Below are 25,400 nucleotides of genomic sequence, written 5' to 3'. Positions count from 1 at the left end.
GATTGTTCATGATATGTTCGGAGGCGCAGGAGGTTTGCCCCCATGAAGCTTGCCGAGTTCGTGAAACAGTTCGACGCCGAGATCGTGCTGCGCGATGCCGCACTCGATCCCGAGAATTCCCCCAACCGGCGCGCGATCGCCAACCTGTGCCTCGGCATGGGCTATGACGACGCCTATTACTCGATCCTCGAACTGCGGCAGGCGCTCGGCTGGATTCACGAGGGCCAGGCCAGCGACGGGACGGCGAAGCTCGTCGAGATCCTGTCGAACAACGCCTGCGATGATTTCCAGCGGGCGATCTATTACGCGCTGGCGGGCCGGGGCATCGCCGATATCCTGGCGTCGCTCGACTGGATTCTGCCGATCCTCGAGTTTCGTGCGCGAACGGTGGGCAAGCTGGCGACGATGGGCGTCCGGGCAAAGCCGCTGGCCGATCCCTATGTGGCGGCTGAGCCCGACGGCCCCGTTGTCGACAAGACGGAAGATATCCGGTTCGGCGAGTCCTGGGGGAAGGATGTGCGCGAACGGCGCAAGGTCTAGAGAAGGCTCCAGTCGTCGGCAAACCAGTCGGCCCGCCGCGGCGGCCATGGCTGTTCGCGGTCGTGTCCGCCCTGGCGATAGACAAGGATCACCTCGAGGAAATCCGTGTTCGACGGCGCGTGAATGTAGAGCAGTCCGTCATGCCATCCGGCACGGCGGGCGCGAGCGCCGCTGCGCAGATGGCCAAGTACCTCGTCGAGCATCATGTCTCGCACTCCAGTCGCTGCCCGCGTCGCCATGAGGCGGGCTCGATCCAGTCGCCGGCATAGGCGCCGCGCCGTTCGCGACGCGCGGTCCTGGCCGCGTCCTCGTATCGCCGCGCGCGTGCCGGGTCGCTTTTGAGATAGCGCGGCGCCGGCACGGCAAGCCCGGCGCGGATCATCATCTCGCCGAGATCTTCACCGTCAACCGTGACGATTGCGACGGGCCGCCCATAGGTGGCGCCGCCGACAAGCTCGATCGTGGCAGGGCGGTCGCGGAGAGCCTTCGCAGCGAAGTCCTGGGCGATTTTGCCGCACGGCCAGCAGGCATTGTCGCGTGCGCACATCTGCTTGCGCTCGTAAGCATCGACGCCCGACAGGCGGAAGTCCATCGAGACGGTGTCGCCGTCGATCGCGCGGCCCCTGCCCTGCAGGTTCGGCCGCGCGGGATCCGCGCCGGTTGAATCGAACGCGCGTGCGACGGCGGCGGCGCCGGCATCGCGGGCCCGGTCCGTAGCGCGGTCGGCAAGCGCGTCGCAGCCACCCAGAAGCAACGCGGAACAAAGAAGGAAGCGGATCACGAGCGGATCTCCATCTCGACATGGTCGAGGTGCGAGGGCGAAGTGGTGACACGCCACGGCTGCAGCGTATCGGCGGTGCGGACGACGCTGACGCGGGTCCAGGTGTCATCGTGCAGGCGGAGCGCGATGCGCTCGGCATTGCGTCGGCTGCACAACGTGTCGCGCTTGGGGCTGCGCGCGGTGGCGGTGATGGACATGATAGCTCCTGTCGCTGGGATGGGGAATCCGGGATGGTGAACATCAGGCCGCTCGCTTCATCTGGTCGGCCTCGCCGGTCTCGGCGGCGGCGCTGTAGGAGCGCAGCAACTGCCACGCGCGATCGGCATGGGCGGCGGCGGTGATGATGGCGGTCTTGTCGGCCTTCATGACCGACAGCCATGAAGCGAGGTAGCTGGCGTGGCTGTCATGGATCTCGTTGGGCAGGCCAAGGTCGGCGCAGACCAGGCCAGCACCAACGTCAGCGACAAGTTCCTCGAATGCGTACGCATTATCGCCGAAGCGTTTGCCGAAGGCGCGCGCGAGCCGATTGCGATTTGCCGTCCAGTGAATGTGCTCGTGGGCCAAAGTGGATGCGTGAAGGTCGGCGGACCGGAACATGTGCCGATGCGGCATCTGAATATAGTCGGCCGTGGGATGGTAGAAGGCCTCGTTGCCGCCATGGCGCACGGTGGACGGGATCGCGGAGAAGAAGCGGTCGATCGCATTCTGCCGCTCCGATGGTGCGAGCGGCGTCGGGATTTCCCGCTCGATGCGGTACTGGTCGGGCAGGCCGTCGATCTGGTCCGCCGCGTAGACGACGTGGCTGCGCAGGAAGCGGATGAGGCGCGAGACGGTCTCGCCCGTGGAAGGATTGCGCTCGTCGCGGGTCATCCGCGAGAAGAAGACCGACACCGAGCCCTGCTCGTGCCGGCGCACGCGACCGCCGAGCTGCTCGGCCTGTCGCGCCGTCATCCAGTAGGGTGACGCGTAGCCGCGGGCATCCGCGATCGCCCAGAGGTAGAGCCGGTTGATGCCCGAATAAGGGGTGCCGCAGTGGCGCAGCGGCTGACCGGCGCCGGCGGACATCCGCCACGGCCGCCGCCAGGGCGGTACGCCTTCCTCGAGCTTGCGGATGATGAGGTTGGTGATCTCGGCCGCGGCGTCGCGGCGCGGAGCGTCTGCCTGGGTCATCTTATGGTCTTTCTTGGCGGCGAAAAGGAACCGCCGGCGACGTTCTGCCGCCGGCGGTCAGTCGCCCAGGAGTGTGTGGACGGCGGTCAGTCGACGAGCTGATCGGCGATCTCGTCGAAGCGCGAAGCCATCAGCGTGTCGTCGTCATCGACGTCGTTGTAATCGTCGTCAGCGGCGTCGTCGGGATCGAGGCTGTCGGTTTCGCCGGCCTCGCCGTCGGTCGCTGCACCGTCGTCGGCCTCGGCCATGCTGGACAGGTCGATCGTGGCGAACCGCATCGGCTCGGGCAGCCATGCAAGCGCGGCCGCCTTGACCTCGGGTTCGACGATCGTCCTGCCGGAGAAGAGTTTCTCGCTTGCCGTTGCCATCTCCGGCTTCTTGAGGGTCGCGTGACGTTGCGCGACGGCGGGCCCGCCGACATCGTTGAGGATGCCCACCATCGTCGACTTTGAGATGCGGTCGAAGAAGTTCGCCGCGGTCGGGCGCCACATCGCCGCGACATCGATGCCCATGATGCCGGCGAGGCTGTCATGCAGCGACGCCGTATCGCGCAGATGCACCGGCCGCGTTTCGAGCGTCACCGCGACGATCCAGGTCATCCACGCCGTCTTGTCGCCGTCGTCCAGCGCGCGGAACGCCATGAAGCGGTCGAAGAGGGTTTCATGGTCCGCCCAACCGGCGTTGAGCGTCGCACGCGCCGTGGCCAGCATGTCGCGCGCGGGAGACGCCGGAACATCTCCGACGATCGGGTCGGTGGGAAACGGTGCCCGGATCGTGGTGCCGGTGTCGCGGTGGCCTGCCACGTAGGTCGGGTCGATCATCGCGAAGAGCAGATAGTCGAGCGCCAGCTCCGGGTGGTCGAGGATCGACGCGCCGAGCACATCGCGGCGTTGCATCGCCAGTTCGTCGGCGAGGCGGGCGCTGATCGGCTTGCTACCTGCACCGGCATCATCGGTTTCGACATCTCCGATGCGGAAGCCGTCGACGATATGCTCTCGGTCGCTGGCAGCGCCGTCGCTGCCGCGCTCCGGGTTGCCGGCGTCGGCGGCCTCGTCGGCGCCGTCAGCGATCGGCGGCTCGGCATCCTGATCGCTGACGCGGGTGATCGGCATCTCGCTGTAGTAGCGCGGGTCGAGCTGCATCTCGCCCTGCGGCGTCAACGTGAGGAACGCGCCGACATGCGGCCGCAGGCCTTCCGGCAGCACCGGCGCACGGTTCTCGATCGCGTCGATATCGTCGGAGACCTGGTTCAGCTCCTTGATGAATACCTCGATCTGGGCGTCCCCGAACCCGTTGTGCTGGATCGCCGAGTTCAGCTCGGCCTCGCGGGTGCGAAGCTGCGCGAGCCGGTCGGAGGTAGCCTCATCAAGCGCCGGCTGTTCGAGCGAGACGTGATAGAGGTTGTGGGCGTGGCTGATCGCGTAGGCAGTGCGGATCGGTCGCACCCAGCCGAGCCCCAGCTCGGCCGCAAGGCGATCGGCCTCGGCCCTGAGGAGGGCATCGGCGAGCCCTTCGGCGATCTCGGGGTTGGTCCATTTGTCGGCATTGTCCGAAAACAGGTCGCGGTCGACAGCGCCGCCGGCGGCGACATAGGCGTCCTCGCCGACGAGGCGCGCGATCGGGCTGTTCGCATCCATGCTGTTCTGCGCGATGACGCGGCGGATCGTGTCGGCGACCGGGTTGCTGTGCTGATAGGCTTCCCAGACGCTGAGTTGGCGGGCCTGGCTGTCGGTCGTGGCATAGGCCTTGGCGACATCGAGCGTGATTTCGCCGGCGGCGAGCGCGTCGAAGATCGGGACGGCGAGTGCCGCGAGGCGCAGGCGGCCCTCGATGAACCGGCGGGTCTGGCCGAAGCGCTTCGCGACGGCATCGATGTCGCCGTCAGCGCCGAGGAAGTGCTGGAACGCCTTGCATTCCTCGGCGGGGTTGAGCCTGAGCTGGTGGAAGTTGGCGGCGAGCGACGTTTCGCTGAGCGCCGCCTCGTCGTCCTTGAGCACGAGCACCGGCACTTCATAGTCGGCCGCGTCGATCGTTCCGGCCTGGGCGAGTAGCTGCAGCGCGCGCAGCCGTCGGCCGCCGTCGAACACCTCGAAGGTGCCGCGCGGCTTCGACGCCGGGGTCACGAGCAGGTTCTGCAGCACGCCGCGTGCGGCGATGTCGGCTGCGAGCGGCTCGAGCGCGAGCGCCGCCGGATCGGCGGTGCGGACGTTGATCGGCGAGAGGCGGAGCTTCGCGAGCTTGACGGTCTGGATCATCTGGGCACTCCTCATGTCTTCGGGCCTAATCCCGGACACGGTCTCCCTTCCCCCTCCCCTCTCCCGCCGTGGCGCCGCGCAACGCGCGGGAGAGCTGAAGGACGTGCGTCGCGGAAGCTCAGGCGGGCTTCGAGGTGGCCGCCTCACCGGACATCAAGCCCGCGAGGTGAATCCAGCAGGCCTCGATCGCGTCATCGAGCGTCCGCTGTTCGCCGAGCGTGCGAAGGAGCGCGCAGGTCGGACCCACGACGCGTGCCTCGGGAATCCAGACCGGGAGCGCGAGGTCTCCCGGCCAGTTGTGGAAGCCGTACGGGTAGGCGATGATCTTGTATGGCGCCCACAGCTTGGGATGGAGCCGGGTGTGACGCTGGATGTAGGGCTTGCGCATGCTGGCCTCCTGTCGATGGAAGGGTCGGAAGCGCGGCGCCAATGGCGCGCGCACGGTCGTGTCAGGCGAGGATCCGCGTGAGGATCGCCTCGGCCTGGTCGACCGGAACGAAGACGCGGGTGCGGAAACCGATGATCTCGGTGAAGGCGCCCAGCGACTTGAGCCAGGCAAGCTGGTCGGCCGGACAGTTGAGGATCTCGATGCGCTGCGACCGGTTCACCAGCGCGCGGCGGAACGTCATGCGGAATGGCCGCTCGACATCGATGCTGCGGCCGCCGATCACCGCGCAGGCGATCTCGGCGGGCGGCAGCGTGAACGTGCCAAGGCCGAGTGCGCTGTAGAGCGCCTGCACGTCGCCGTCATGGACGATCCGGCCGAGCCAGGAGCGGCCGTCAGCAGCCGCGACGCGCTTGACGCTGCTGCTGCCCTTCAGCGCGGACCAGATCGGCAGGAGCAGGCCGGTCGCGATCCGGATGTGCTCGCGATGGAGCGTGTTGGCGGCTTCATCCGCCTCGGCGCGCCACAATGTGATGAAGTCGTCACGGCCGATCGGCTCCCATGCCGATTCCTGCATCGCGATTGCGCGATGATAGTCGCTGCGGGTCGGCCGCATCATCTCGAAGCGCGGGATCAGCGTCCCGTCGCTCTCTTCCATCAGCGAGCGTGCGGGCATCCGCAGCGCGACCATGTGCGACTGGGTGTTGAACATCGTCGTCGCGCCTTCGATCGTATCGGCGAGCCGCAGAATGCGGTCCGCGGACACAGGCTTTCGCCGGATGCCGATCTCGATGTGAAGGAGGTGCGAGGTGGCCCCCGTCAACGGATCGGTGCGCAGGATGACGTCGTCGATGATCGTGGCCTCCTCGACGATCATCGTCTCGACGCCGACATCGAGCGTGCCGGCCTCGCGCGCGGCGTCGACGCGGGTTTCGACCAGCGAGAGGAACTCGTCGAAGATCGCGTTCTGCAGCGCGATCGGCAGTGCGAGCAGGCGGTTGAGCCAGCGCTGGATCGGCGGCAGGTCTTCCTTGAGAACGCCATCCTTGTCGAGGAGCTCGAGCCCGCTGCGATACTGGAAGTCGTCAAGATTTGTGCTGGTGAGCTTGCCGGCGACGAGCAGTTGATACCAGTTGTGAAGCGCGGCAACCGCATATTCGCTCTCCAGATGTGCGACGTGAAGTCGCTTAAGCAATTGTTTGAAAGGAGTTTTACTCATGAATCAAACCTGATGTTCCGTCATCAGTAGCCTACCGGCACATGCGGGACTGGTAACGGTCCGGTGTGAAGCTGCCGGGACAATGTAGCCGGGCCTTCGGGCCGTGTTGCCACCGTGAGGTGAAAACACTTCTGCGAGCACCAATGCGGAAAGGCGCTAGGCTGGATGGTATGACCAACGAAAGTGAACTGCTGATAAACGTCGTCAAGCTGAGACGAGCCAAAGGTGCTGATAGGCTCGAACCAAAAGGTATGCGGTCGGTTACTCTTTTATCTTGTGGGAGTACACGGACAATAGGACCGCCGGCGGAAAGGCAGGGTCTAACCCATCCTCGTTACTTAAGTGAAACACGGTAAGCCCGTACTCCCGCCCGGCAACGGGCAGGCCGACCGCAAGGGACGCTGTTGGGGGTGCGGGTAAAGGAGGTCGGAGAAAGCGAACGCCGGGCTGTAACGGTCAGGATAGGGGTTGCGGTTCGCCAACATCACCCCGCCCGAAAGGGAGCAGACTTCCGACTGGTCTCTTATCGCGAGAAAACAGGCAGAACCCTCATGAGGAGGACAGGCAAATGACGGTCATGAAAATGGCTGGTGCGGCCTCCCACGGGAAGCCGGACTGGAACCAGATCAACTGGCGTAAAGTGCGACAGACCGTGCGACGGCTGCAGGTGCGTATCGCGAAGGCAGTGAAGGAAGGCCGCTGGGGCCGGGTGAAAGCCCTGCAACGGCTGCTGACTACCTCGTTTAGCGGCAAGGCACTTGCCGTGAAGCGGGTCACCGAAAATCAAGGAAAGAGGACGCCCGGGGTGGACCGGATCATCTGGAACTCGCCGGGCAAGAAAGTCAGGGGAATATCGTCGCTCAAACGGCGAGGCTATCGTCCTCAGCCGCTGAGACGGGTTTTCATACCCAAGGCAAACGGTAAACTTCGTCCGCTCGGCATACCCACAATGATCGACCGCGCCATGCAGGCACTTCACCTGCTGGCGCTCCTACCGATCGCCGAGACCACCGCGGATCCGAACTCATATGGCTTCCGGCCATACCGAGGCGCCCGCGATGCCATCGGCCGCTGCTTCCTCGCACTGAAAGGCAAAGGGACTGCGGAATGGGTGCTCGATGCGGATATCTCCGGATGCTTCGACAACATCAGCCACGACTGGCTTATCACCAACATCCCTATGGACAAAGTGATACTCCGGAAATGGCTGACCTCGGGCTACATGCAGGATGGTGAACTGCGCGAGACGCGGGCGGGCACTCCGCAAGGAGGCATTATCTCGCCCACCCTCGCAAATATGACCTTGGATGGGATGGAAGCGGTACTTCAACGCCACTTTGGCCACAAATACCGTTACCGGAACCCCGATCCCAAGGTCTTCTTGGTGCGTTACGCCGATGACTTCGTGATAACCGGCTCATCCTTGGAAGTGCTGGAAATTGCGAAAGCTCTGATCGTGGATTTTCTGGCGGAGCGAGGCTTGTCCCTGTCTGCCGAGAAAACCCGCGTCGTGCGAGTCGAGGAAGGGTTCGACTTCCTCGGTTGGACCGCGCGCAGGACGAAGGGGAAACTCTTCATCACGCCAGCCCGCAAAAACGTGGCTGCGCTTCTGCGCAAAATCCGAACGATCATCAAGGCTGCCACCAGCATGACGCACGGGGAACTGATAGATCGGCTCAATCCCATCATCCGGGGGTGGGCCACCTATCATCGCAACCAAGTGGCAAGTCGCACCTTCACCAAGGTCGATCATGCCATCTGGGAGCTCCTCTGGCGGTGGGCCTGCCGCAGGCACCCCCATAAGCCGCGCCAATGGGTGAAGGACAAATACTTCCCCCGCCTTGGCACGCGCAACTGGGTGTTCCGGGCAGTTACGACTGACCACGCTGGACAAACTACGCTCGTGCGGCTGTTCCAAGCCGCCGATCTAGCCATCCGTCGTCACGTCAAAATCCGGGCGGACGCCAATCCGTTCGACCCCATCTGGGATAGCTACTTCGTCACACGGCGAAGCCATCCCACTGGGCCGACGTTTAGGTCCTCCCCGCCCAGCCCTCTCTGACTGGGTTGTCGGTACTGCTGGTCCGGGTCAAACCGGGCTTGCTAGAGGCTTGAGCCGGATGCCGCGAAAGCGGCACGTCCGGTTCTTAGGGGGGTGCGGCTCCGCAAGGGGCCGCACCTACCCGACTGTCCGCGGGGTCGAACAGGTTCTGGCCGCCGGTCTGGCGCTGGCCGCGGGTGAGCGCGCCCAGCGCATCGAGCCGCCGCGCGATCGTGCTGGTGAAGCGCAGTTCGCCCTTGCAGTCCGTGGTGACGGGGCGGAACAGCGGCGCACTTGCCTGGTGGGTGCGGTGCGTGCGGCCGAGCCCCTGCACCGCCCGATCGGCGCGCCAACCGGGCTCGAGCAGGAAGTGGACGCGCTGCTGCTGGTTCCTGCAATCGAGGGACGCGTGGTAGGAACGGCCCGTGCCGCCCGCGTCCGAGAAGATCAGCGCACGCTTGGTGCCGTCCATGAAGGCGGTGGCGTCCGCGAGCGAGGCACGTGGCGATCGGCTTTCGAGTTGCTGCTGGCCGTGTGCGTTAACGACGAGCCGGCGCGAACGCCCGGTGATCTCGGCAACCATGTCCTTGCCAAAATGGCCGATGATACCGTCGAGCGCCGAAGCGATCGGCGGAAGCGCGCAGATATGCTCGATCAGTGCTTCGCGCGCCGCGATCGCTTCCGGGTTGTAGACCGGATTGCCGTCATCGTCGGACATCGGCTCGGATCGAACGGTGCCGGTATCATCCTTGAAGACGCGCATCTGGCGGATCGGGAAGGCGCGCCGGCAATAGTCGAGCATATAGTCGACCGGCGAGAGATCGAACTCGAGGTCAGCGCGTTCGTCGGCCGACAAGGCAGCGAGTCGACGATCTAGGATCGATTCCGCGGTCGAGACCAGCTGCAGCACGACCGACTGGCCGGCGGCAAGATGGGTCTCGATCGCCGCGATCACCGTCGGCAGTTTCATCGAGAGCAGCACCTGGCCGAAGAAGCGTTGCATGGTCGAATAGAGGCGCGACCGCGCCGCGGCCTTGGCGCCGCTGTTGAGCGTGTTGCCAGCGAGCGTATCGACGACACCGGTCTGGCCGAGGGCCGCTTCCATGTCGCGGTTCACCACCGCCCAGGCGTCGCAGTAGGTGTTGTAGATCGCGATCTGTTCGGGCGTCAGTTCGTGGCGCAACACGTCATATTCGACACCGGCGAAACTCAGCGCACGCGCGAGATAGAGGCCCATGGCCTTCAGGTCGCGAGCGACGACTTCCATCGCGGCAATGCCGCCGGCGCGGATATCGGCGATGAAGCGCTCGCGATCGGCGAACGCCGTCTGCGGCCCCCACAGCCCAAGCCGCACGGCATAGGCGAGGTTGTTGACGTCGGAGGCCCCGGTCGCGGAGGCGTAGAGGATCCGCGCCTCCGGCAGGGCGTTCTGCAGCCGCACCCCGCAGATGCCCTGCAGCGAGCCGGTCTTGGGACCGAGCGCCCCCTCCCCCCCGGCGACGCCGCCCATCTCATGCGCCTCGTCGAAGGCGATGACGCCGTCGAAGTCCGGCCCTGCCCAGTCGAGGATCTGCTGGAGCCGGCTATGCTCGGCCCGCATCGACCGCAGGGTCGGATAGCTTACGAACAAGGTGCCGTCGTCGAGGCGGATCGGCTCGTCGATCGACCAGTTGGAGATCGGCTGGATGTCCGCCGCGCTGCCGCCGAGCGCGCTGACGTCGCGACGTGCGTCCTCGAGCAGCGGTTCGTTCTTGGTCACGATGATGTTGCGGCGGCGCCCCTTGAGCCGGTTGTCGAGGATGCAGGCGGCGATCTGCCGGCCCTTGCCGGCGCCGGTGCCGTCACCAAGGAAGAATCCCTTGCGATAGGCCCTGCCGTCCTCGGCGAGGACCAGGCCAACGCCTTCCTTCGCAGGCTCGAAGCGACCCGGCAGGAATTGCGACCATGCCTGGCCGGCGTAGATCACGGTTTCGAGCTGGGCAGCCGAGAGCAGCCGCTCGGTGACCGTGCGTTCGGGCAGGCGCGGAACATAGTCCGGGATCGGCGCCGGGATCGAGCCCATCGCGATCGATTCAACAAGCGCGGTCGGATGCTCGCCGGCGGTCCCGAAGGCGATCCGGCTCGGACGGTAAGGCAGATAGAGCCCAACCTGGTCGAGCAGCGGCGCCGGCGTTTCCAGCGCCTTGTAGCCGACGGGCAGCACGGCATCGTTGTGCGCGGCAGGTTTGCGCACGACGGGCGCTGAGATCTTCGCCGCCTTGGCAGCGCCGAACAGCGACACCGCCTTGCGAACCGGCGTCGGAGCGCTCGAGACCGACGCCGGTGTGAGACGCAGCGGAATCCGCAACCCATCGAGCAGTGCGGCCACGGAATCGCGCTGCAGAGTCTCGCGCGCGTGCGCGCCGGCGGCCTTGTCGATGACGTAGAGGCGGACCGCAATCGAGGTGCCGTGCTTGCCGTAGCACTTCTCGAGCCGCAGCGCGGTGCGCAGCGTCATGTCGCGGAGGGTGGCTTGGAAAAGGTCGCGCATCCGACCCGTAGGTCCGAACCAGTCGGGCATGATCGCAACGATGCGGCCATGTGGCGCCAGCAGCTTCAGCGCCGCCTGCAGGTGGCGGACTGCGGCGTAGTCGTCGTCGCCGCGGCCGATCGAGCGCGAGAAGGGCGGGTTCATCAGGATCAGGGTCGGGCGTACGATGTCGGCCAGCGTGGCGTTGATGACGGCACCGTCGTGGCCGCTGATCTTCGCCGTCGGGAAGGCGATCGCGAGGCGATCGCGGCGATCGGCATCGATTTCGTTCAGATGGAGCGATGCCACCCGACCGAGCTGGGTGGCAAGCAGGCCGTTGCCGGCGCTTGGTTCGAGTACGACATCGTCGGGTTTCGGCGCGGCGAGCAGGGCGGCGACGCCGGCGAGATCGATCGGCGTCGAGAACTGATGCCACGCCATCTGCGTCTCGCTGCGCACCGTCTGCGTCGGCAGCCGTTCGGCGAGTGACAGGATCGGCACCAGGCAATCTGCGGACAGTGGCGCAGCTGTGCCCGCCAGATGCATCGCCAGCGCCAGCTCGAGCGCTTCGAAACTGTCGCGCTGCGTCCAGCGACCATCCGCGTCGGACCCGCCGAAGGCCGTGCTCATCGCTTCATTCAGCGTGGCGCGTGGAATGGGGGCGTCGCCGGCGAGCGCGGCGCGGATCAGGGCGCCGGCGTGCGCGAACGGGCGCGCAGGCGCGTCGAAGAGGTCGGTCATCGGGATCTCCTGGGCGGCTCACGCACCTTGCGCGGCCACACCTCCTTGATCCCCCTCCCCTCTTCTCCTGACGCTTCGCGTCAGGGGCGCATGTGACGCGCATCAAGCACGTCCGCCCAGTCGCCTAAGTGGCGCGGTGGTGGGCAGCGTTCGATGCTCAGGTCGGTCCGGCTGTGTCGCTCGATGACGCGCGTGCCGGCGGCGCGGCCCGGTCCGTCATTGTCCTCGGCGATGAGAAGTCGCGTGATGCGCTCCGGAAAGATGATCTGGTCCAGTCGACCGCCTAAAGCCGCCCAGCACGGGATATCGTGGAGAATCGTGAACGCGTGCGCGGTCTCGAAGCCCTCGGCGATAGCGAGCGTGTCGCGCGGGCGTCCGCCCTGCCAGGCCCCGGCAGCGGGATGTCCCAGCATCACCTTGCGCGAGTAGCGCGCTGTCACCGGATCGAGGAAGATCCGCTGCAGCGCCACAAGTTGCGTCCGCTCGCGCACCGCTACGAGCATCGCCGGAAGAAAAACCGTGTGCGGCCTCGGGTGCAGCGGGCAGCGCGGATGAAAGCGGAGGTCCGGCGGGATATCGTCGAAGTGCCGGTGGCGCAGGTAGCGTTCGGCAAGCGTTCCACGGACGTCGCGAGCCTCGTTCCAGAGCCGCTGGACGTTGGAGCGCCTCGACGGCGCGCCAGCGGGCGGCGACTCCGCTCCTGGAACCACGCGGATCCGCGCCAGTTCGCGCAGCACGTCGTCAGGCGCGCAGCCGGCAAAGCAATGAACGAGGAGTCCGTGATCGCCCTGGCGGAGTGACAGACTCGGATCACTGTCCGCATGCGCCGGACAGCGGCACATCGCTGTGCGACCAGCCCATTCACCGCCGAGCGCGTGGACGAGATCGATGAGTTCCTGGGTCGGTGGATTGGCGATCAGCGACATGGCTTTCCCCTTCGTGACATACGACCTGCTCACGGCGCGCAACCGCACATGCCTCAAGGCGGTAAAACGGGCGGCGGACGTTCAGGCCAAAGGATGCCGCCGGGAGGAAGCCGGGGTGGCCACGCCGAAGCGCGGCGACGGATGGTGGGGCGCACCTTGTTTCCATTGTGACGCGCCCTGCTGCAGCTTTTCACCAGGTCCGGCGGAGACCGTATCGCAAACAGCGCGATCCCCTTCCCGGCGGCGACACCATCCTTCCCTCTCTCCTCCATATGCAGACGCGGCGCAGCCGCGGAACCGTGTCATGCCGGGACTGCGTGGCGTCGAGCGAACCGCCGACGCGGATAGAACGCGTAGGGCTCAAATTGCCTTATCGAACTTTACGAACTTGACGATACTACGCATGCGCCTTACTGTTGCTGCAAGGAGTTTCGAATGCCGAGCACCAAATCCGAGCCCATCGCTCGCGGGCCCCGCGGCGGCCAATTCGTGCTGAAGAGCGCCGCCGGTGCCGCGGCGGGGGCCACCCTTGCCGTCGCTGTATCGCCGACCGTGATTGACGGCTTGCGCCCGCATCGGAGCATCGTCAAGCAGATGGTCGAGGAACTCAGCAGCCTCTTTTCCGAGGCACGCCGCAGCGGACGAACCGCGGGCTTCACAATCACTGTCGATGCCGACGGCGCGCCCGAGATCAACACGCTGGCGCGGGAACAGGCCATGGACGCGGACGATGTCGCCGAGCGTGACCGCGCCTTCGCCGCGGCGCGCGCGCGCGGCCGCGTCAAGGCTGCGGAGATCCTCGGCGGCGGCGAAATGCTGTCGGCCGATGCGATGGCCGACCGGCTCGGCATCTCGCGCGTGACCGTCAATGCGCGGCGGCAGCGACACGAACTGCTCGGACTCGACGGCGCGAAGCGCGGCTTCCGCTTCCCCGCATGGCAGGTCAATGATGACGGCAAGCCACTCGAGGTTTTGCCGCAACTGTTCGCGCTGCTCGGTCCGAGCCCCTGGACGGTCTATCGCTTCCTGACGCAGCATCACGATGCACTCGACGGCGCGACGGCACGCGATGCGCTGCAGCGCGGACGTACGGCGGATGTTCTAGATGCCGCTGAGAGCGTGGCGCGGGGCGACTTCGCGTAGTGGCTGGCGCCACGCCGACGCCCGACTTCGCAAGGATCCGCCTCGACACCGCGACGATCGCGGCGGGGCGGACTTTTGGTCGCATCCATCGTCAGGCCTGGCCCGACCCGCTTGGCTTCGGCAAGCATGCGAGCCGCTTCAGCGACCCACGCCGTCGGGTCGATGCAAACCGCTTCGGTGTTCTTTACCTCGGCTCGACGCTCAAGGTCTGCTTTCTCGAAACCATCATGCGCGACCAGCGGGATGCCGTGGTCGGCGACCTGCTGATCGCCGAAGCCGAGATCACCGACCGGCTCTATTCGCAGGTCAGTGTCACGCAGGCATTGACGCTTATCGACCTGCGCGGCGACGCGCCGGTGCGCATGGGCATCCCCAGTGACGTCGTCCGCGGTCGCAGCCAGACGCTCGCGCGCCGCTGGTCGCTGGCGATGCATGAGCATCCCGACAGGATTGACGGACTGATCTACCCTTCACGACTGAACACCGAGATCAATCTTGCAATCTATGATCGTGCGGTCGCGAAGCTGTCACCGACAAGTACGCAGCAACTCGACCGTACCCCCGGCATCAGTCGCCTCCTCGACGATTTCCAGGTAGCTTTGACCTGAAGCCGCCGCCTCGCCGGACGGCGACGGCCACTGGGGTCGCCGCGCATCCAACCGGGGCAGACCTGCCGGCACCTCGGCAGAGCAAAGCGCGACCTATTTCGCGCGCGCGGCCCGCATACGCTTTGGCGCGGCCTCGGCCTTCGTCGCGATCCCCAGCTTGCGCCGTCCCGCCTTGACCTCCGGCACTTTGGGAGGTGCCGGCTTGCGTCCCAGCCCGGCCGCCAGCGCCAGCTCCTTGCGGCGCGCCGAATATTCCGGTGCCGTCATCGGATAGTCCACGGGCAGCTTGTAACGCTCGCGATAAGCTTGCGGGGTCAGGCCATGCGTCGACAGATGGCGCGTCAATGTCGAATAGGGCTTTCCGTCGATCATGGAGATGATCTTCGCCGGGTCGGCGAGGCTTTTCCGAATAGTGGTAGCGGCCGCGTGAACCGGCTCCGCAACGGCTTCCGGCTCCGCACCGAGACCAGCAAGCGCGCCATGCACCTGCGTGATCAACCCGGCGACATCGGCGATCGGCAGTTCATTATGCGCAACATAATTGATGACGATGTCCGCCGTCATGTCAGTCAGATCGGACGCTACCAATACATATCTCCCTAGCACCGCATGAGCCGAAAGCGCCGCCAGGCGCGCAGCCATTCTACCAACCTGCTGGAGCATGATCCAGTGACGATAGATCTCTGGGATACGGCAGGAGTCATCACCGCTTTTTCATAAACTAAGGTCCCTGGAAGCGACGGCAGTCGATCGATACGGGAATGGCGGTCGGAGCATAGGGAGCGGTGCAAGACCTCGTCCTTCATTGGAGGCAAAATCGATTTGCTGCTGCCCGGCTCGCCCGGCACAAGGATAGCATGATCCGCACTATCGCCGCCCTCGCCCTGCTGTCCGCGACCGTCGCCTGCAGCACACCCCGGCCGGCTCCCGAAGCCCGACCGCCGGCAGCCGCCCGTCCGCTTAAGCTCGCAAGCTGGAACCTCGAATTCCTCGCCGAGAAGGACGGCACCGGCTGCCAGCCGCGCACCGCGGCCGACTATCAGGCAATGCGCGCGATCGTCGACGGCCTCGACGCCGATGTCATCGCGTTCCAGGAAGCGGAATCGGTGAAGGCCGCCGAGCGCGTGTTCGATCCGGCGCGCTACACGATCGTCATGGAAGAGCGCGCGGGCGACCCTAGCGGCACGTGCGGCGGCCGCCATCCCGAACAGCAGTTCATCCGCCAGGCTGTCGGCTTCGCGATCCGCAAAGGCATCGCCTTCGAGCGCCGCCCGGACGTCACCAGCCTGATGCTCGGCAACCCGCAGCTGCGCTCAGGCGTCGACATCACGATCCGGCCAGATGGCAGCGCCCCGCTCCGCTTGCTCGGCATCCATCTGAAGTCCGGATGCTTCTCGGGAACCGACGGCAACGCCTGCCCCATCCTGCTCGACCAAATCCCGAAGCTGGAAGCCTGGATCGACGACGCCGCGAGAAGCCCGACCCGCTTCGCCGTCCTCGGCGACTGGAACCGCCGACTTGCGCTTGCAGGGGATCCCGTTTGGAAAGAGATTGACGATGCCGATCCCGCCAACGCCGACCTTCGCCTCGCGGACGATGGCACGCCACCCGGCTGCGATCCCCGCTACGACAGCTTCATCGACCATATCGTCCTCGACAAGCGCGCAGGCGATGCGATGGTTACGTTCAATGAGACGCACTATCCCGACGGCGGCGAGCACTTCTCGGACCATTGCCCGATAATGGTCACCCTTAAATAGCGGGGCATGGCTGCTCTCGACCAGCTCAAGACATTCAGCGTCGTTGATGTGAGCGTCGGCTCTTGCTGAAACCGGCCACTCGGATCGCGCAAACCAGCCTGTCGGCTTCGCGCCCTAATGACGGACTTTCGGTGCTTGTCAGGTCGATCCCAAAGCGGCCGTTCACTTCGACTGCTCGCGAAGGTCAGCCATAGTCATTCCTGCGGGCGATCGCATGCGATGCAGCAAGAAAAGTGAGTTGGCCTCGCGAATAATGCGGCGAGGCGTTCGAGCCACTTTAGGGTTCGGGAAAAATCGGGCTGCGCTCAACCCGGTGCTCCAGCGGTGCCGCCCTCGATGTCCTCGGAAACCTCGTTCTTGAGGCGCGGCCCGAATTCCATCCGGCGATTGAGCGTTTCGATGAAGCGCTCCCAGCATTCCTTCGCCTGTGCCGCGGCCAGCGAGGCATCGGGTAGCGCCGCCGGCAGTCGGCGAAGATGGCCGGACGGGGCACCGACCAGGCTGCAAAGCTAGCCAAACGATCAATGGGTGGGCGCTACCGGCGCATCGCGGCCGAGGATCATCAAGGCCAAGCGCTCGGTTCCACCGTCGTTGTGGGGCGTTCGGCCCGCGCCTTGACCGCAGCATGAAGGGCGGCCAGCGAGGAGCCAAGCCTACTTGGGCCTACGCACCGCTACCGCGACCGCGTCGACCGGGCACTTCGATCGCTGGCCGGCATGGGCCTCGCCGAGGCGCGTGATCTTGAGCTGAAGTTGGAAGTGGCGGCCAGAGAAGCCGAAGCTGGGAGGGTCACCAGCGAGCGGTGAGAATCGCCGTTCGTTTGAGTGACGGGACGAGGCCATCACCGCGCAGACAGAGCCTGATCGTGTGCCATCAGCCCGCAAGCGGGGCGTTGCGGGGTGCTCATCGCCCCCGCAGAGAGGTAAAGCGAGACCCGAAGCTGATCCTCAAAGAAAGGCTTCCCCCTATCTTCCCGGCTCGGGCGCCAAGCCTGACGCAAGTGGTCAGGCCGCCCAGGAAGGGCTCTCATAGATTTCGGCATAGTCGGCTTCCACGCAGTTGATTCCGACGCCTTCAAGGAAGAAGAGCTTGCCGGCCTCGGACGTGTCGTCGTCCGTGTGGGTATAGACATACCAGGCGGGATGGGCGCGCTCGGGGAATTTGCGGTAATAGCGTGCGCGCTCGATTAGCAGCCAGCGCAGGAAGACTTCTGTTTCGGTGAGGCCAAGGCCGAAGATCAGCAGCGGCTTGTTGAAGATGAGATGGACCCAGGTGCGGGCCCCGTCCCAGTCTGGCCGATTCTTAGCGTTGAATAGGTTGGCCTCGCCGCGGTGGAGCCAAGTACGGGCGCGTTGGACCGAGCCCATATAGTGGCTGAGGCCGAGGCGGATGCTGCGCCGGTAGCGGCGCATGCCGTTGATGTGCCAGATGCCGAAGCCATCGCATGGATCATCGAACAGCTGGTTGGCGAAGCGACAGCTCCACGGATAGAAATCGGTGAAAGGCAGCTCGGGCGGCTTGATGAAGTCGCAACCGGCGGCGTCGCTTAGGACCTCTTCAAAATTGGTGGTCAGGACCGGCACGTCATGGCGCACTGCCCAGTTCATGATGGTATGATGGTGCCGGAGCGGTTCCCAGCGTTCCATCAAACGGCAAAATTCGGCTTGGAGGTTGAGAGTTGCGGTTTGGTCATCGTCGTCGGTGGTCGGGCTACTGCGTTTCATTTCAAGCACATCGTAGAACTCGGTTAGCGCAGTGCCCTTGGGGACGTTGGGCACGTCGACAGCGCAGTGATGCGCGATCTGGACGAGCAACCGTTCCCAGGAGTTGCGATTGTCTGCGCCGTGGATGTTGATGCCGTTGCCGATCACTAGGGCGAGGTTGTCTCGCTCTTGGTTAAGCAAAGTCCTGAAGCTGCGTCTTTCTGGCATGGCGATCCCCCCAAGCGCACTTGTAGCAAAGCGCGACCGGCGCGTCTTCGGCAGAGACGTCTTCGTGTCGGCTATTCGCGTTTTAGGCTCCATGAGCTGACGGCCGGCTTTCGGCCCAACATTTGCCGGGCCGAACCGCGCCCCAAATCGAGTCATTCGCCAAGTCGGTAGTTAACAGCGAAAGCTCACATTCGTTCATCTCGTCAATCGGGGCACCCGAAACGGCTGACTTATAGAGTTTCCGCGCGGTAAGCCGGGCCGCGCTGATGGATACAGCGCGGCTGATTTGCGCCGGGATCACGATCCACTATCGTGGGCGTCCAGCCAACAAAGGGCAGGGGATATTGCGGTGGAAGCCAAGAGATGATTAGCCGAGACGTTCGACGCCTAGTCCTCATTCTTGAAGCGGAAGGCTACGGCTTTCTCGCGGGCGAAATCCTGAGCGAGGTGGATAGCGGGCGCTTGGTGCCCTCGGATGACTCCGGGGACGATGTTCCGCTGGAAGCGGGCTTCGACACCGACACCATTCCCGACGGAAGAAGCGAAGACCGACCGTGTCGTCGCCAACCTATCCCACTGGACGAGCAGCTGGCGGAAGCCATCAGAATTTTGCGGCTCCGCTTGGTGGAGCCCGCACGCAGGCTCGCGGAGGCGGAGCGGCTCGCGGGCGATCTTACGATCGGCGAGCCAATGCGCTTCGTGCTAGTTGAGGACGACGAGGTGATCAGCGCCAGAAGCGACTTGGTCGCCCCAGGGGACGATCGTTTCGCCGTCAAACTCAATGATCTGCTCAGCCGCATTCTGAGCGACGAGCCGCCGATGGAAGTTGGCTGATGCCGCTCGGAACGCAGGAGCGAAGGGAGCTCAGGAACCTGCTTCGACAATACCGCGCGGCCCATACATGGTCGGTGCTGCCGTCCGGCACCGGCAAGGCGCTAGAAGCGTGGGTCATGATGCGGATGGCCGGTGCGGCATCGGCTCACGGGTGGACCGTCCGTCTACACGGCGGTGACGGCAATCCGCTGCCGTCGGGCGCGGACTTCCTGTTCCGCACCCAGCCAGGGCCCATCAAGGAGGCCAGCATTGCGGCGGTCGGCTACATTGCCTTGACGGCCCCGACGATAACGCCCACGTCTTCCCCAACGGGAGCGACGGCGTCAGCAAGTGATACGTTCGAACTGCATGGCGGTGTCCAGTGGCGAGGCCGCAGCGGAGCCCGGCACGAGTGCGACATCTCCCTTCTTCCGGCGGACGTCGGCATCGCAATTCGGGGGACAACAGGAGGCGGTTATCCTCGCGGGCTGCCCATCGTCGCCATCGAGTGCAAAGACAAGACGTCGGACGCTCCGCCGGACGAGATGCGGCAGACGCTCGCGCGGTTGTTTGATCTAGCTTGCATTCAGCAGAGCTGGGACGGCGCGCCGCATCGGATTTTCGACGAGGCCGGCGTAGCGGGCTGGGGCGGCCGGGTTCCACAGTATCGCCCATTTTTCGCCGCCGGCCAGTTTGCAATAGTGCGTGCCAGCGGCTTCGGACTCGGCGCATCGCAACTGGGGCACCACTACAACATCGCTCGCCACTCCGACGTTTATCAGCGACCGACGTCTTTCTCGATGCGCGATCTTCTCGGACGGTTCACGCAGGTTCTCGACGCCTTGACCTAAGCGAACGGCTGCCGATTAACGGCAGCGGATTGACCGTGACTTGTGGCGGCCGTCGAATGTCGTCCATATTGACGTAATGACGACAATCTATCTGGATGAATCAGGCTTTACTGGCGACGATCTGCTTCACGATCAGCAGCCGCACTTCGTTCTCGCCTCGTCGCTCATCGGGGACCAGGAGGCGGAAGCGATCATGCGACGGTGCTTTCCCCGCTTTCAGGGGCCCGAGTTCAAGTTCAAGGTGCTCTGGCGCCGACGTGAAGTGCACCGCGACGGACTTCGCGCGTTGGCCGCCGAATTGCCAGCGGTAGCGGATCGCGCCTTCCTGTTCATCGTGGACAAACGGTTCGCACTACTTGGAAAGATGTTCGACTACCTAGCCGAGCCGATGTTTCGCGCGACCGGTTACGATTTCTACCGCGACGGCTACGCCATGCGGTACATGAACACTGTCCACCGCGATGTGCTGCGCGCCGGCGGAGCGAATGTTTACGAAGAAGCAACCGCCCGTTGGAACGCATTCGCACGCGCTCCGTCCACAACAAATTTGAAAGCGTTGCAAAACTATCTCGGCGAGGTCGCACAGACGTCGGCGCATCCAATCTCGACGATCTTCGGGATGCTCAGTAAGGGAGCCAGCTTTTTCGAGGCTAGCAACTCGGATCTCTCTGATTTCACGGACTCGAATGAGATCCAGGTTACCTCGATCCTGTCATCAATCACGCATTGGCGGCAGCGAGAGAGTAAGGACTTCGACATTGTTCATGACGAATCCACGAGTTTCGATAGCCAGCAGCAACTCTGGTCGACGATCACGCGGGCCGATTTTGCCTCGCCGCCCTTTCGGCAGGCTAACGGTACGATCGTTGAACTGCCTCTGCGCGTTCGATCGACGACTGCGGTTAACTCAGAGACGTCGCCGGCGATCCAGTTTGCGGACTTACTTGCAGGTCTGGGCGCCAAGTTCGCCCATACATCTGACAGCGATAAACGCGACCCCTTCCTGATCGACCTGGTAAAGCGCGGCGCTGGTGCGCTGACGGCGGGCGGCGTTCGCCCTCACGATGATTACGCGGTTGGCGGCGTGCCGTTGAGGATAGGTCCGGATCCACTTGACACGATGGCCGATCTCTTGGCGCCCTATTTCGATGGCGACAAGAGCTAGCCTAGCGCGGGCTCTCGCTGACGGTCAAGCGCTGAAAGTCAGCTCCTGAAGAGAGCTGACGCTCAACCTGCGGCATTGGAACGACGGGTTTGTCCCAGCGATCACCATAGTCCAGAGAAGTGCTGCGGGCGCGAAACAATTTGGGCGGGCTAGCCGAGCAGCAAGCCTCTACCCGCTTAAGTCAACGATCGACGCGCAAGGGCGATGGCGCCGAGCGGCCCTGCCTGATCACCCAGCGCCGGCCTGACCAGAAAGTTGGTTTGCGGGATCGCGACATAGGCGTTGAGGCTGGCCGCCAACGCCTCGGCAATGCGCGGCAGCAGGTGCGGCTGGCGCTCGATCACGCCTCCGCCGATCGCGATGCGGCGCGGCGCGGTACCGCAGACGAGCGCATGGCAGAGCATGGCGAGCGCGTGCGTCACCCGATCCCAGAGCGGATCCCCCGCGGGGACTTCGCCGATCTCCCGGCCGCCGAGCGCAGCGGCAATGCCGATGCCCGCGGCAAGCCCCTCGACGCAATCCGGATGAAACGGGCAGCCGCTGGGAGCCGTGTCGGTCACGAGACGGGGCACCCGCAAATGACCCAGTTCGCTATGGCCGAGCCCGCGCGTCGGCCGCCCATGGACGATCAGCCCGACGCCGACGCCGGTGCCGACGGTAACATAGGCGAAATCGTCGAGGCCGCGACCCACACCCCAAGCGCATTCGGCGAGCGCAGCGCCGTTGACGTCGGTGTCGAAAACGACCTTGACCGGCCATTGTGCCGCCAGCCGGCCGGCAACGTCGGCCATCGCCCAGCCGGGCTTGGTCGTCGCCAGGATATGGCCGTAGGCAGGCGATGCGGGATCTAGGTCGAGCGGACCGAAGCTTGCGATGCCGAGCGCGGCGAAGCGCTGCGCCTGCCACCATCGCGCGAGGATTGCGGCGATCGCCGCCAGCGTCCCATCGGGAGTGGTCGTGGCGACCATCTCCTGCGCGAGGATTGCATCGGGGCCATGGCCGAGCGTGCAGATGCATTTGGTGCCGCCAAGCTCGACCCCGGCCAGCGGCAGTGCGCCATCGACATCGCTCACCTCAATGATCGGCCAGCTTCAGCAGTTCGGAACTCGCGAGCAGGAAGCCGCCAACGCCATAATCATGCGTATCGTCATAGGTGACCGCGGCGGGCCGATCGCTGATCGACTGCACCCAGCCCAGCCGCCCATCGGGATGGACCGAGCGCACCAGCGCCGCCCAGCCGCGACGGATATTGGGTTCATAGGCGGCACGATCGAGCAGGCCATGGTTCACGCCCCAGGTGAGGCCATAGACGTAGAAGGCGGTGCCGCTCGATTCCGCGACCGACGCACCGGGTTCGTCGAGCAGGGACGGAGACCAATAGCCGTCAAGCTTCTGCAGCCCTTGCAGTCGCGCCGCCATCCGCGTGTAGAGCGCGATCAGCCTGGCGCGATCGGGATCGCGCTCGTCGAGCAGCGGGATCATCCGGGTGAGGCCGGCAAACACCCAGCCATTTCCGCGGCTCCAGAACAGCTTGCGGCCGGCGGCGTTGCGCTCAGCGAAGAAGGAGCTATCGCGGAAATAGAGGCCTTCGCTCTCGTCAAACAGGTAGGCGGTCACCGCCCAGAATTCCTTCATCGCGAAGTCCCGATAGCGGCGGTCGCCGGTCACCCGGCTCATTTCCAGCCAGGCGGCCGGGGCCATGAACAGCGCGTCGCACCAGCACCAGCGATCGACACAGCGCGGCGCCTCGCGATCGAATTTGAGGTCGATGCGCGAGGGGTTGGCGAGGATGCGATCGAAGCGGGCGCGCATATCGGCGATAGCGGCATCGCCGATGCCGTGGCTGCGCGCCCAGAAATAGGTCTGGCCGATCATATGGTCGTCGGCATGATAGAGCCGGTCGCCCAGCGTCCAGCCATTGGCGGCACCGCGCTCGAAGATCATCTGGCGATAGCGGGGCGCGCCCGAGGCGTCGGCGAAGGTCGTGAGGCCGATCAGGAAGGCGCCCTGTTCCCATCCCTTCGGATCGATCGGGTTGCGGTTGCCGGTCGGCACCTTTGGATAGGCGCTGCCGCCGGCGAGCTGCGCGACGTGATAGTCGGCAACGCGTTCGCCGATCGCGAGGATCTCGGCACGGCCGGGCGTGGCGACGAGGCGTTCGGCGTGTGCCTGCGCCGGCACCGGCGCAGGGAGCGCCGCCGATCCCGCGATGATCGCCAACGCCAAGCTTCCGAACCGCAGCCACCTCGATGTCATCGCATCTCCCTTTCGCATTTCAACGATCATTTGCCCGGCCGCGCGTCGATCGCGGCGAGATAGGGGTTCGGCGGCGCCGTGAAGCGCGTCGCCCAGTCGCCCGGTGTTTCGGCCATGCGCAGTTCGAGCAGCCCGCCCGCTGCGACCTCGTCATGCGTCAGCCAGGCGCGGTTGATCGGCCTGCCGTTGAGCGTCGCGCCGACGACGTAGCGCGCAGCGGCGCTGGCGGCGGGCGCGCGGACCTCGAAACGGCGACCTTTCTCGAGGTGGAGACTACTGACGGAGAAGATCGGCGCGCCGATATAATAGAAGGGCTGGCCGGCGTTGGGGAACAGCCCGATCGCGCTCCAGACATACCAGGACGACATCGCGCCGGCATCGTCATTGCCCGGCAGCCCATCGCGCGCGGGCCTGTAGTGGTTGGCCATGATGTGGCGCACGCGTTCCGCTGCGCGGTCGGGCCGGCCGGCGTGGATATAGAGATAGGCGGCGAGGAAATCGGGCTCATTGCCCTGTTCGTAACCGCCACCGTCGAACAGCCGATCGAGCCAGGCGACGAACCCCGCCTCCCCGCCCAGCTTGCCGATCAGCCCGGCGACGTCATGCGGCACATAAGTGGAATATTGCGCGCTCGATCCCTCGTAGAAGGGCGCATCCCACCAGGCGGTGCGGTTGTCCGGATAGAGATGGTCGCAATCAAAATTGGCGATCCAGCCGCCATCGGCATAGCGCGGGCGGATGCATTTCAGCCTATCGTCCCAGAGGTTGCGCCAGTTGCGCGAGCGCTTCAGGTAGCGTGCGGCCTCGGGCTTGCGGCCGAGGGCCGAAGCGACCTCGGCAATCGCGAAGTCATTATAGGCGTATTCCAATGTCCGGGAGGCAGAGCGCGTCTCATTGAGCGACATATAGCCGAGCGCGAGATAGTCCCTGAGCGCACGGCCCTGGTTGATCGGATCGTCGGATTCGACATCGCCATTCTTGAGCAGCGCTTCGAAGGCGAGCGCATCGTCGAAGCCGCCCAGTTTCTTGACCACCGCATCGGCGATCAGCACATCGGAATTGCTGCCGCCCTGCGTCATTCCGTTGGCGCCGGCGATGCGCGCATCGGGCAGCCAACCGGTGTGACGGTAGGTTTCGAGCAGCGAGACGATCATGTCGCGCTGCCGCTCCGGCTGGATCAGGGTCATCAGTGGATGCAGCGTCCGGAACGTATCCCACAGCGTGTAATAGTCCTCATAATGTGGCGCGGGTGATCGCCACCAGGCATTTTCGCCGCTGACATCGTGCGGCATGGTGTGGCTGCGATAGAGCGCGCTGTAGAAATTGCGCCGTTCGTCTGCACTGCCGCCGGTCACCTGGATCTTCGCCAGCACATCGCGCCACGCCGCCTCCGCCCGACCGCGCGCCGCGGCGAAATCCCAGTCCGGCAGTTCCTCCGCCAGCGTGCGCCGTGCCTGCTCGGCGCTGATGAAGGAGACGGCGAGCTTCACCTGCACCGCGCGCTGCCCGCGCGTGTCAAACGTCGCGTAGCCGCCGAGCTGGACGGAAGCGTCGGTGCGCTGGTCGCCGCCCGCTGCGCGCGCAGAGCCGGGCTGGAGCGCCAGCGTGCCGCGCGTCGCTTTCCAGGTGCCAAAACCGATTGGCGCACGATTGAAGGCGGCAGCGAAATAGAGCGTCAGCGGCGCCTCGTTCCAGCCGCCGGTGAAGCTGGCGCGGCCAAGCAAGGTGCGGTCGTCGTCGAACCAAGCCTCCGCCCCGGTGGCGCGCGGGCCATTGCCCATCAATTGCACCGCCGAGGTGACATCGATCAACAGATTGGCGTCGCGCGCCGCCGGGAAGGTGAAGCGTGCCAGCGCCGCGCGGCGTGTGGCGGTGAGTTCGGTGCGGATCGGCCCCGCCTGCCCCTTGAGATCGACGGCGTAGAAGCCGGCGCTACCCTTCTCGTTCGATCGCGCGAAGACGAGGTTGCGCGGATCGACCGCACCGACCGTGGGCGTGACGCGGAAATTGCCATATTTGCTGTTGCCTCCGGTGCCGCTGACATGGGTGAAGCTGAAGCCGGTGACCGGCGTCTTGCCATCATAGCCGTTGGTCGAGCCGCCAGTGGTGTCCGGGCTGACATTGACGAAGCCGAACGGCACCGCCGCACCCGGCACGGTATTGCCGCCATCGTCGCTGCCGACGAAGACATCGACCGCAGCAACCGGATCGGCGGCGGCGGGGGGCTCCTGCGCGACCCCCTGCCCCGCCAGCGCCAGCATCAACACCAGTCCCGCTATTCGCACCATCCGCATCCTCGCCCCCCG

Annotated in this window: 22 protein-coding genes; 8 read left to right on the top strand and 14 right to left on the bottom strand. The window is 65.2% G+C overall.

The features are described 5' to 3' along the window. The first annotated feature begins 42 nt into the window (after positions 1 to 42). The gene (locus NX02_RS30350; RefSeq protein ID WP_047100421.1) at positions 43 to 540 is read left to right on the top strand and encodes a hypothetical protein; all 498 of its coding nucleotides are present in this window, start codon (positions 43 to 45) and stop codon (positions 538 to 540) included. On the opposite strand, the gene NX02_RS30345 is transcribed toward NX02_RS30350, so the two are convergent. From NX02_RS30345 to NX02_RS30315, 7 genes are all read right to left on the bottom strand, one after another. Beyond that, on the bottom strand, positions 537 to 746 hold the full coding sequence (locus NX02_RS30345; protein ID WP_047100420.1) for a Thoeris anti-defense Tad2 family protein: 210 nt from the start codon (positions 744 to 746) through the stop codon (positions 537 to 539). The genes NX02_RS30350 and NX02_RS30345 overlap by 4 nt on opposite strands. Further along, on the bottom strand, positions 743 to 1,321 hold the full coding sequence (locus NX02_RS30340; RefSeq protein WP_047100419.1) for a thermonuclease family protein: 579 nt from the start codon (positions 1,319 to 1,321) through the stop codon (positions 743 to 745). Before NX02_RS30340 ends, NX02_RS30345 begins: the two co-directional genes overlap by 4 nt. Further along, complete coding sequence (locus tag NX02_RS30335; RefSeq protein WP_047100418.1) at positions 1,318 to 1,518, bottom strand: hypothetical protein; 201 nt, start codon at positions 1,516 to 1,518, stop codon at positions 1,318 to 1,320. Before NX02_RS30335 ends, NX02_RS30340 begins: the two co-directional genes overlap by 4 nt. A gap of 43 nt (positions 1,519 to 1,561) precedes the next feature. Then, complete coding sequence (locus NX02_RS30330; protein WP_047100417.1) at positions 1,562 to 2,491, bottom strand: ArdC family protein; 930 nt, start codon at positions 2,489 to 2,491, stop codon at positions 1,562 to 1,564. An 86-nt stretch (positions 2,492 to 2,577) separates the two neighbouring features. After that, complete coding sequence (locus NX02_RS30325) at positions 2,578 to 4,746, bottom strand: ParB/RepB/Spo0J family partition protein (RefSeq protein ID WP_047100416.1); 2,169 nt, start codon at positions 4,744 to 4,746, stop codon at positions 2,578 to 2,580. 118 nt (positions 4,747 to 4,864) lie between these two features. Then, a complete protein-coding gene (locus NX02_RS30320) occupies positions 4,865 to 5,134 on the bottom strand; it encodes a hypothetical protein (protein WP_158014302.1) in 270 nt (89 codons plus the stop codon). 61 nt (positions 5,135 to 5,195) lie between these two features. Continuing rightward, positions 5,196 to 6,350 (bottom strand): strawberry notch C-terminal domain-containing protein, encoded by a 1,155-nt coding sequence (locus NX02_RS30315; protein ID WP_084718444.1) that lies wholly within the window; start codon positions 6,348 to 6,350, stop codon positions 5,196 to 5,198. A 568-nt stretch (positions 6,351 to 6,918) separates the two neighbouring features. Here NX02_RS30315 and ltrA point away from each other — a divergent pair. Next, complete coding sequence (gene ltrA / locus NX02_RS30310) at positions 6,919 to 8,412, top strand: group II intron reverse transcriptase/maturase (RefSeq protein WP_047100414.1); 1,494 nt, start codon at positions 6,919 to 6,921, stop codon at positions 8,410 to 8,412. Positions 8,413 to 8,497: 85 nt separating this feature from the next. On the opposite strand, the gene NX02_RS30305 is transcribed toward ltrA, so the two are convergent. Further along, the gene (locus tag NX02_RS30305) at positions 8,498 to 11,641 is read right to left on the bottom strand and encodes a strawberry notch-like NTP hydrolase domain-containing protein (protein WP_084718442.1); all 3,144 of its coding nucleotides are present in this window, start codon (positions 11,639 to 11,641) and stop codon (positions 8,498 to 8,500) included. An 80-nt stretch (positions 11,642 to 11,721) separates the two neighbouring features. Further along, positions 11,722 to 12,567: a DUF7146 domain-containing protein gene (locus NX02_RS30300; RefSeq protein WP_047100413.1), complete on the bottom strand. Its 846-nt coding sequence runs from the start codon at positions 12,565 to 12,567 to the stop codon at positions 11,722 to 11,724. A 435-nt stretch (positions 12,568 to 13,002) separates the two neighbouring features. On the opposite strand from NX02_RS30300, the gene NX02_RS30295 reads away from it, so the two are divergent. Both NX02_RS30295 and NX02_RS30290 read left to right on the top strand, forming a co-directional pair. Next, the gene (locus NX02_RS30295) at positions 13,003 to 13,710 is read left to right on the top strand and encodes a hypothetical protein (RefSeq protein WP_053000807.1); all 708 of its coding nucleotides are present in this window, start codon (positions 13,003 to 13,005) and stop codon (positions 13,708 to 13,710) included. Beyond that, on the top strand, positions 13,710 to 14,318 hold the full coding sequence (locus NX02_RS30290) for an RES family NAD+ phosphorylase (protein WP_047100412.1): 609 nt from the start codon (positions 13,710 to 13,712) through the stop codon (positions 14,316 to 14,318). Before NX02_RS30295 ends, NX02_RS30290 begins: the two co-directional genes overlap by 1 nt. A gap of 93 nt (positions 14,319 to 14,411) precedes the next feature. Here NX02_RS30290 and NX02_RS30285 read toward each other — a convergent pair whose 3' ends face one another. After that, the gene (locus tag NX02_RS30285) at positions 14,412 to 14,960 is read right to left on the bottom strand and encodes a Ros/MucR family transcriptional regulator (protein ID WP_084718440.1); all 549 of its coding nucleotides are present in this window, start codon (positions 14,958 to 14,960) and stop codon (positions 14,412 to 14,414) included. Positions 14,961 to 15,175: 215 nt separating this feature from the next. On the opposite strand from NX02_RS30285, the gene NX02_RS30280 reads away from it, so the two are divergent. After that, entirely contained in the window at positions 15,176 to 16,078 is a 903-nt protein-coding gene (locus NX02_RS30280) for an endonuclease/exonuclease/phosphatase family protein (protein ID WP_047100410.1), read from the top strand. Positions 16,079 to 17,082: 1,004 nt separating this feature from the next. On the opposite strand, the gene NX02_RS30275 is transcribed toward NX02_RS30280, so the two are convergent. Beyond that, positions 17,083 to 18,009 (bottom strand): hypothetical protein, encoded by a 927-nt coding sequence (locus NX02_RS30275; protein WP_047100409.1) that lies wholly within the window; start codon positions 18,007 to 18,009, stop codon positions 17,083 to 17,085. A gap of 363 nt (positions 18,010 to 18,372) precedes the next feature. On the opposite strand from NX02_RS30275, the gene NX02_RS30270 reads away from it, so the two are divergent. The 3 genes from NX02_RS30270 to NX02_RS30260 all read left to right on the top strand — a co-directional run bounded on the left by NX02_RS30270 (position 18,373) and on the right by NX02_RS30260 (position 20,838). After that, positions 18,373 to 18,843: a hypothetical protein gene (locus NX02_RS30270; protein ID WP_047100408.1), complete on the top strand. Its 471-nt coding sequence runs from the start codon at positions 18,373 to 18,375 to the stop codon at positions 18,841 to 18,843. Next, positions 18,843 to 19,673 (top strand): hypothetical protein, encoded by an 831-nt coding sequence (locus NX02_RS30265; RefSeq protein WP_047100407.1) that lies wholly within the window; start codon positions 18,843 to 18,845, stop codon positions 19,671 to 19,673. The genes NX02_RS30270 and NX02_RS30265 overlap by 1 nt, the downstream gene beginning before the upstream one ends. 76 nt (positions 19,674 to 19,749) lie before the next feature. Continuing rightward, a complete protein-coding gene (locus tag NX02_RS30260; RefSeq protein ID WP_047100406.1) occupies positions 19,750 to 20,838 on the top strand; it encodes a DUF3800 domain-containing protein in 1,089 nt (362 codons plus the stop codon). Positions 20,839 to 21,014: 176 nt separating this feature from the next. Here NX02_RS30260 and NX02_RS30255 read toward each other — a convergent pair whose 3' ends face one another. From NX02_RS30255 to NX02_RS30245, 3 genes are read right to left on the bottom strand one after another with little or no spacing between them, the layout of a single operon-like run. Beyond that, positions 21,015 to 21,911 (bottom strand): ROK family protein, encoded by an 897-nt coding sequence (locus tag NX02_RS30255; protein ID WP_047100405.1) that lies wholly within the window; start codon positions 21,909 to 21,911, stop codon positions 21,015 to 21,017. Between the two features lies 1 nt (position 21,912). After that, positions 21,913 to 23,094: a glycoside hydrolase family 88/105 protein gene (locus NX02_RS30250; RefSeq protein ID WP_053000816.1), complete on the bottom strand. Its 1,182-nt coding sequence runs from the start codon at positions 23,092 to 23,094 to the stop codon at positions 21,913 to 21,915. Between the two features lie 26 nt (positions 23,095 to 23,120). Further along, on the bottom strand, positions 23,121 to 25,382 hold the full coding sequence (locus tag NX02_RS30245; RefSeq protein WP_158014301.1) for a GH92 family glycosyl hydrolase: 2,262 nt from the start codon (positions 25,380 to 25,382) through the stop codon (positions 23,121 to 23,123). Between the last annotated feature and the right edge of the window lie 18 nt (positions 25,383 to 25,400).

This window comes from Sphingomonas sanxanigenens DSM 19645 = NX02, assembly GCF_000512205.2.
Lineage (GTDB): Bacteria > Pseudomonadota > Alphaproteobacteria > Sphingomonadales > Sphingomonadaceae > Sphingomonas_D > Sphingomonas_D sanxanigenens.
Note: the sequence above shows the minus strand (reverse complement) of the source record. Positions and strands in the feature narration are given on the sequence as shown.